This is a genomic window from Streptomyces sp. NPDC055815 (assembly GCF_053616475.1).
The window spans coordinates 1-6,968 of record NZ_JBSHDU010000151.1; the positions used below are offsets into that span (position 1 = coordinate 1).

The 6,968-nt window shown below is 70.1% G+C and carries 8 protein-coding genes; 5 read left to right on the forward strand and 3 right to left on the reverse strand.

Annotated elements, in window-relative coordinates:
* Positions 1–197: 197 nt before the first annotated feature.
* Positions 198–989 (reverse strand): hypothetical protein, encoded by a 792-nt coding sequence (locus ACWGN5_RS41380; RefSeq protein WP_453524085.1) that lies wholly within the window; start codon positions 987–989, stop codon positions 198–200.
* A 135-nt stretch (positions 990–1,124) separates the two neighbouring features.
* Here ACWGN5_RS41380 and ACWGN5_RS41385 point away from each other — a divergent pair, with 135 nt between their 5' ends.
* From ACWGN5_RS41385 to ACWGN5_RS41400, 4 genes are all read left to right on the forward strand, one after another.
* Positions 1,125–1,922, forward strand: a complete 798-nt coding sequence (locus tag ACWGN5_RS41385; protein ID WP_189802521.1) for an ABC transporter ATP-binding protein — start codon at positions 1,125–1,127, stop codon at positions 1,920–1,922.
* Positions 1,923–2,024: 102 nt separating this feature from the next.
* Entirely contained in the window at positions 2,025–2,453 is a 429-nt protein-coding gene (locus ACWGN5_RS41390; RefSeq protein WP_453524088.1) for an NfeD family protein, read from the forward strand.
* Positions 2,454–2,546: 93 nt separating this feature from the next.
* Positions 2,547–3,485 carry an SPFH domain-containing protein gene (locus tag ACWGN5_RS41395; protein ID WP_369143479.1) on the forward strand — a complete coding sequence of 313 codons (939 nt, stop codon included), beginning with the start codon at positions 2,547–2,549 and terminating at the stop codon, positions 3,483–3,485.
* 92 nt (positions 3,486–3,577) lie between these two features.
* The gene (locus ACWGN5_RS41400) at positions 3,578–4,351 is read left to right on the forward strand and encodes a sulfite exporter TauE/SafE family protein (protein ID WP_453524092.1); all 774 of its coding nucleotides are present in this window, start codon (positions 3,578–3,580) and stop codon (positions 4,349–4,351) included.
* 79 nt (positions 4,352–4,430) lie between these two features.
* Here ACWGN5_RS41400 and ACWGN5_RS41405 read toward each other — a convergent pair whose 3' ends face one another.
* Positions 4,431–4,937 carry an HNH endonuclease gene (locus ACWGN5_RS41405; RefSeq protein WP_369143476.1) on the reverse strand — a complete coding sequence of 169 codons (507 nt, stop codon included), beginning with the start codon at positions 4,935–4,937 and terminating at the stop codon, positions 4,431–4,433.
* A 187-nt stretch (positions 4,938–5,124) separates the two neighbouring features.
* The gene (locus ACWGN5_RS41410) at positions 5,125–5,907 is read right to left on the reverse strand and encodes a sporulation protein (RefSeq protein WP_453524096.1); all 783 of its coding nucleotides are present in this window, start codon (positions 5,905–5,907) and stop codon (positions 5,125–5,127) included.
* 78 nt (positions 5,908–5,985) lie between these two features.
* Here ACWGN5_RS41410 and ACWGN5_RS41415 point away from each other — a divergent pair, with 78 nt between their 5' ends.
* Complete coding sequence (locus tag ACWGN5_RS41415) at positions 5,986–6,648, forward strand: DNA-3-methyladenine glycosylase (RefSeq protein WP_453524099.1); 663 nt, start codon at positions 5,986–5,988, stop codon at positions 6,646–6,648.
* The last annotated feature ends 320 nt before the right edge of the window (positions 6,649–6,968 follow it).

Below are 6,968 nucleotides of genomic sequence, written 5' to 3' on the forward strand. Positions count from 1 at the left end.
CCGCTCCCGTTCCTCCACGTACGCGTTGTACGCCGCGACCTGCGCCCGCCGAGCCACCCTCTCCACCGGCCGCAGAGCATCGCCCCGCGCCGCCAGCCCCTTTCTCGACGCGTCCCTCGCACCGCTCGGCGCCTGGGGCGCCTCCCGGGCTTCGGGTCGCTGCGTCGGACTCCGTCCGCCGGGCCGGGGCGCGGGTCTCAGACCCCCCGCTCCCGCTCCCGTTCCTCCACGTACGCGTTGTACGCCGCCACCTGCGCCCGCCGAGCCACCCTCTCCACCGGCCGCAGAGCATCGCCCCGCGCCGCCATCTCCGAGGCACTCACCGCACCCCCGTGACCGTGGTCGTACGCCAGGTTCACCAGCAGGCCGATCCGCTGCGCCAGCTCCAGGACCCGTACCGCCCGCGGCGGATAGCCGGGGGCGAGGACCTCGCGGCCCACCTCCGCCCGCGCCCGGTACGCCTCGCGCGCCGCGTCCGCCGCCGGCCCCGAGGCCGCCACGTCGAGCCGGGTCAGCACCGCCGTCGCGTCCCGCAGCGCCTCCGCCAGCTCCCGCTCCGCCTCGCCGAGCGAGGGCACGTCCGCCGGCGGGGCCTCCCGCACGGCGAGGCAGTGCCACACCACCGAGACGTGCACATCACCCGCGGGACCCGCCTCGGAGACCTCCGGCACGAGACCGTACGGCGCGCCGAAGCCCACCACCGCCTCCTCCGCCTCCAACGCGCGCGCGTTGAAGTCCGGCGGCCCGCTCAACCCCAGCGGATGCCCCGGCGCGGGCAGCGCGACCCGCCAGCCGGTCACCCCGAGCCGCCGCAGCCGGCCCAGCGCGAGCGTCAGCCCCACCGGCCCCGCCTCACCCGGCAGCCCCTCCACGCGGTGCACCGCGTCCTCCCCGACAATCGCCAGCGCCGCCTCGTCGGGCGACACGGCCCCGGCCAGCAGGGCATTGCCCCAGGCGGCCAGACGTCCTGAGCGTGGTTCCGAAAGCATCCCCCCAGACTAAGGACTGAAAGGAAGCCCTACGGACCGGTCCGCTCCGTCGATAACGTAGGTTTTCCCCTGGACGCCGCGCCCATCGGCGCAAGGCGACGACAAGACTCGACCGCAAGGGGAGACAACGCGCTCATGAGCGATGTACTGGAGCTGGTGGACGTATCCGTGGTCCGCGACGGACGGGCTCTGGTGGACGAGGTCTCCTGGTCGGTCAAGGAGGGCGAGCGCTGGGTGATCCTCGGACCCAACGGCGCCGGCAAGACCACCCTTCTGAACATCGCCTCCAGCTACCTCTTCCCCACCAAGGGCACCGCCCACATCCTGGGCGAGCAGCTCGGCGGCGTCGGCACCGACGTCTTCGAGCTCCGCCCCCGCATCGGCATGGCCGGCATCGCCATGGCGGAGAAGCTCCCCAAGCGCCAGACCGTCCTGCAGACCGTCCTCACCGCCGCGTACGGCATGACCGCCACCTGGCACGAGGACTACGACCCGGTCGACGAGGAGCGCGCCAAGGCCTTCCTCGACCGGCTCGGGATGAACGACTACCTGGACCGCAAGTTCGGCACCCTCTCCGAGGGCGAGCGCAAGCGCACCCTGATCGCCCGCGCGATGATGACCGACCCGGAGCTCCTCCTCCTCGACGAGCCCGCCGCCGGCCTCGACCTCGGCGGCCGCGAGGACCTGGTCCGCCGCCTCGGCCGCCTCGCCCGCGACCCGTACGCCCCCTCGATGATCATGGTGACGCACCACGTCGAGGAGATCGCCCCCGGCTTCACCCACGTCCTGATGATCCGCCAGGGCAAGGTCCTCGCCGCGGGACCCGTGGAGACCGAGCTCACCTCCCGCAACCTCTCGCACTGCTTCGGCCTGCCGCTCGTCGTCGAGCGCGTCGGCGACCGCTGGACCGCCCACGGCCTGCCCCTGAAGTGACCGGCCTCGGGCCTGTCCGACAGATCATGGCCGGGGCCGCGGCGACCCGCACAGCCGCCCGCGCCCTGTCCCGGAAGGACCCCACCGCCCTACCATGACCACGTGGACATCGACGCGTGGGTCTGGTGGCTGATCGGCGCGGTGGGGCTCGGCATTCCGCTGGTCCTGACCGCGATGCCGGAGTTCGGCATGTTCTCCGTCGGAGCGGTCGCCGGGGCGGTCACCGCCGCCCTCGGCTTCGGCATCGTCACCCAGGTACTCGTCTTCGTCGTCGTCTCCGTGGCACTCATCGCGGTCGTACGCCCGATCGCCGCCCGGCACCGCGACGGCAGACCCGGACTCGCCACCGGCATCGACGCCCTGAAAGGCCGTCAAGCCGTCGTCCTGGAACGGGTGGACGGCAGCGGAGGCCGCATCAAACTCGCCGGCGAGGTCTGGTCCGCCCGCACGCTCGACACCGGTCAGACCTTCGAACCGGGCGAACAGGTCGACGTCGTGGACATCGACGGGGCGACCGCCGTGGTCATGTGACCGAACCTCGCCCATGACGCTCCGCCATCTGGGAAACTCGATCATCGAAAGCAACCCGGTAGACAACCGGCAGCGAAGGGCACGGGGAACACGATGTCAGCAGTCATCATCGTCCTGATCATTCTGGTGGTGCTCGTCTTCATCGCCCTGATCAAGACGATCCAGGTCATCCCGCAGGCGAGCGCGGCGATCGTGGAGCGCTTCGGTCGCTACACCCGCACGCTCAACGCCGGACTGAACATCGTCGTCCCGTTCATCGACTCGATCCGCAACCGGATCGACCTCCGTGAGCAGGTCGTCCCGTTCCCGCCGCAGCCGGTGATCACCCAGGACAACCTCGTCGTCAACATCGACACGGTCATCTACTACCAGGTGACCGACGCCCGCGCCGCGACCTACGAAGTCGCCAGCTACATCCAGGCGATCGAGCAGCTCACCGTCACCACCCTGCGCAACATCATCGGCGGCATGGACCTGGAGCGGACCCTCACCTCCCGCGAGGAGATCAACGCGGCCCTGCGCGGCGTCCTCGACGAGGCCACCGGCAAGTGGGGCATCCGCGTCAACCGCGTCGAGCTCAAGGCCATCGAGCCGCCGACCTCCATCCAGGACTCGATGGAGAAGCAGATGCGCGCCGAGCGCGACAAGCGCGCCGCGATCCTCACCGCCGAGGGCACCCGCCAGTCCGCCATCCTCACCGCCGAGGGCGAGAAGCAGTCCGCGATCCTGCGCGCCGAGGGCGAGGCCAAGGCCGCCGCCCTCAAGGCCGAGGGCGAGGCGCAGGCCGTCCGCACGGTCTTCGAGGCCATCCACGCGGGCGACCCGGACCAGAAGCTCCTCTCGTACCAGTACCTCCAGATGCTCCCGAAGATCGCCGAGGGCGACGCCAACAAGCTCTGGATCGTGCCCAGCGAGATCGGCGACGCCCTCAAGGGCCTGTCCGGCGCCTTCGGCAACGTCGGCGGCGGCACCCCCGGCTTCAACGTCAAGGACGTCCCGTCCGCACGACGAGACGAACCGTCGGTTGACTGACACGTACACGTAATCCTCGTGCATGATCAGTGCGAGCCCCTCGACCCCGACGCCGTCAGGGCGGGGAGGCGACTCACTGACCATGTAAGGAGATGGCGTTGTCCATCTGGGAAGCCCTGGCAGTCTTCGCCGCCGGCATCGGCGCCGGCACCATCAACACCATCGTCGGATCGGGAACGCTGATCACGTTCCCGGTCCTCCTCGCGACCGGACTCCCCCCGATCACCGCGAACGTCTCCAACGCCCTCGGCCTCGTCCCCGGCTCGATCAGCGGGGCCATCGGCTACCGCCGCGAACTCGCCGGCCAGAAGACCCGCGTCCTGCGACTCGGCGCCGCCGCCCTCCTCGGCGGCCTCATCGGCGCCATCCTGCTCCTGGCCCTGCCGTCCGAGGCCTTCGACGCGATCGTCCCCGTCCTCATCGGCCTCGCGCTCGTCCTCGTCCTGCTCCAGCCCCGCATCGCCGCCGCCGTCAAGCGCCGCCGCGAACAGACCGGCACCGAGGCCCACCCCGACGGCGGCCCCGCCCTCCTCACCGGCCTCTTCTTCGCCAGCATGTACGGCGGATACTTCGGCGCCGCCCAGGGAGTCCTCTACCTCTCCCTCATGGGCCTGCTCCTCCACGACGACCTGCAGCGCATCAACGCCGTCAAGAACATCCTCGGCGCCCTCGTCAACGGAATCGCCGCCGTCTTCTTCCTCTTCGTCGCCGACTTCGACTGGACGGCCGTCCTGCTCATCGCCGTCGGCTCCACCCTCGGCGGCCAGCTCGGCGCCAAGGTCGGCCGCAAACTGCCCCCCACCGTCCTGCGCGGGGTGATCATCGCGGTCGGCATCGTGGCGATCCTCCAACTGACCCTCAGCTAGCCCCCCCCGGAACCCACGCACGGAAGGGCCCGCCTCCCACCGGGGGAGACGGGCCCTTCCGCACGAAGAAGAACTCAGCCTACGCAGCCGAGTTGGCCAGCCACTCCGGCAGCGCCGACCGCTCGCTCGCCCGCATCGCGAGCAGCATCGCGTCCGCCGGCGTCGGCTCGAACGGCTGGTGCAGCAGCGGCATCCCCGCCTGCTCCGGCGTCCGGTCGGCCTTGCGGTGGTTGTCCTCGGCACAGGAAGCGACCGTATTCAGCCAGCTGTCCCCACCACCCTGCGCCCGCGGCACCACATGGTCGACCGTCGTCGCCCGCCGCCCGCAGTACGCGCACCGGTGCTGGTCCCGGACCAGCACCCCCCTCCTCGACCACGGAGCCTGTCTTCGGAACGGCACCCGTACGTACCGGCAGAGCCTGATCACCCGCGGCACCGGTAGATCGACGGCGGCACCCCGCACCCTCAGCTCGGGATGGGCCTGCTCGACGACGGCCTTGTCCTGCAGGACAAGCACCACCGCACGGTTGAGTGTGACCGTCGACAGCGGCTCGAAGCTCGCGTTCAGTACCAGCGTGTCCCGCATGTTGCCCACCTCCCGTGTGCCGGCCCCAGCCCCGGAAGGGGTCTTCGGGCTTGGATCAACGATGGCCGGGCCGGCCGGGTCGGACAACGCAATTTCCTGCGCAACAAAAGATGCCCGCTTCTGATCTCTCCAAGACCAGAAGCGGGCAAACAATTGACGAACGATCAGCCCCTCGGGGCTTCCGAGGCTAGAGCCAGTTGCGACGGCCGCCGACCTCGGCGAGCCACTGGTTGAGGTAGGCCGCCCAGTCGGTGGCGTGGAAGTCGTCCAGCCCCACCTTGAACGCACGGAAGGAGTCGCTGCCCTCGGTGAACAGACCCGGCTTCTTGTCCATCTCCAGGACGACGTCCATCTCACGCTCGTCCGCGACGAAGCTGACCTCGACCTGGTTCAGACCCCGGTACTGCTGCGGCGCGAAGAACTCGATCTCCTGGTAGAAGGGCAGCTTCTGCCGCGTCCCCCGGATGTGCCCGCGCTCCATGTCCGCGCTCTTGAAGCGGAAGCCCAGCTGGATGAAGGCGTCCAGGATCGCCTGCTGCGCCGGCAGCGGGTGCACGTTGATCGGGTCCAGGTCACCCGAGTCCACGGCCCGCGCGATCTCCAGCTCGGTCGTCACCCCGATGTTCATCCCGCGCAGCTGCTGCCCGGCGATGGTCGTCACCGGCGTCTCCCACGGAATCTCAAGACCGAACGGCACCACGTGCACCGCCCCGGCCTGCACCTCGAAGGCCCCGCCCAGACGCACCTTCACGAACTCGATGTCCTGCCGGTGCTCCTGGTCGCCGCCCTCGACCTCGACCCGCGCCTGCAGACCGACGGACAGACCCTCGATCTGCTGCGCGACCGAACCGCCCTGGATCCGCACCTCGCCCTGGACGACCCCACCCGGGACGACGTTCTCCTCGGTGAGCACCGTCTCCACGCTGGCCCCACCCGCACCCAGGCTCGCGAGCAGCTTCTTGAATCCCATGACTTCCACTCCTTCTCGGGTCCTGACCCCTACATACGCGCGACGACCGTAGCCGGTTCCCCACTACGCTCGGACGCCATGAGCGAGAGCCCCGACCGTACGCCGCTCCCGCGGGCCTTCTTCGACCGCCCCGTTCTGGAGGTGGCCCCCGACCTCCTGGGGCGCACGCTCGTCCGCAACACGGACGAAGGCCGGATGGAACTGCGCCTCACGGAGGTGGAGGCGTACGCCGGCGCGATCGACCCCGGCTCCCACGCCTTCCGGGGCCGCACCGCACGCAACGCCGTGATGTTCGGACCCCCCGGGCACGCGTACGTCTACTTCACGTACGGGATGTGGCACTGCCTGAACCTGGTGTGCGGCCCCGAGGGACACGCGAGCGGTGTCCTCCTGCGTGCGGGTGAATTCATCGAGGGCGCCGACCAGGCACGTCCCCGCCGCCGCTCGGCCCGCTCCGACCACGAGCTGGCGAAGGGCCCGGCCCGCCTGGCGACCGCCCTCGACATCGCCCTCTCCCTCAACGGCACGGACACCTGCGCAGGCCAGGACGGACCGCTCGCCCTCCTCACCGGCACGCCGCCTGCCCCGGACCGCGTCACCAGCGGCCCCCGCACGGGCGTCGGCGGCGGGGGCGCCCCGCACCCCTGGCGCTTCTGGATCACGGAGGACCCGACGGTGAGCCCGTACCGCCCCCACACCCCCCGGAAGCGGCGCCTTGACTCGGGCCCCCGGACCCCGTAACGTAGCCCGAGCCGCTGGAAACGGTCTGCTTGTTCGAGCACCCCGTAGCGGCCACCCACTACTCAAGATGACTCCCCAGGCTGGGGCGTATTTCGGCATGCCGGAATTCGAATTCGATTGACTCGATTATGAGTCGCCGAAGAAATCAGCTAACGTAGTGGACACGCCGGAAGGGCCCGGAGCGAAAGCAAAAGGGACCGGAAAGCACCGAGGAAATCGGATCGGAAAGATCTGATAGAGTCGGAAACGAAGGAAGCGCCCGGAGGGCCTGGAAACAGGAACGAAGGAAGCGTCCGCACCTTGAGAACTCAACAGCGTGC

Excerpts from the sequence above, each read along its gene's own strand:
- ACWGN5_RS41380 (WP_453524085.1), bottom strand. The coding sequence starts at position 989 with ATGCTTTCGGAACCACGCTCAGGACGTCTGGCCGCCTGGGGCAATGCC.
- ACWGN5_RS41385 (WP_189802521.1), top strand. The coding sequence starts at position 1,125 with ATGAGCGATGTACTGGAGCTGGTGGACGTATCCGTGGTCCGCGACGGA.
- ACWGN5_RS41395 (WP_369143479.1), top strand. The coding sequence starts at position 2,547 with ATGTCAGCAGTCATCATCGTCCTGATCATTCTGGTGGTGCTCGTCTTC.
- ACWGN5_RS41400 (WP_453524092.1), top strand. The coding sequence starts at position 3,578 with ATGGCGTTGTCCATCTGGGAAGCCCTGGCAGTCTTCGCCGCCGGCATC.
- ACWGN5_RS41405 (WP_369143476.1), bottom strand. The coding sequence starts at position 4,937 with ATGCGGGACACGCTGGTACTGAACGCGAGCTTCGAGCCGCTGTCGACG.
- ACWGN5_RS41410 (WP_453524096.1), bottom strand. The coding sequence starts at position 5,907 with ATGGGATTCAAGAAGCTGCTCGCGAGCCTGGGTGCGGGTGGGGCCAGC.
- ACWGN5_RS41415 (WP_453524099.1), top strand. The coding sequence starts at position 5,986 with ATGAGCGAGAGCCCCGACCGTACGCCGCTCCCGCGGGCCTTCTTCGAC.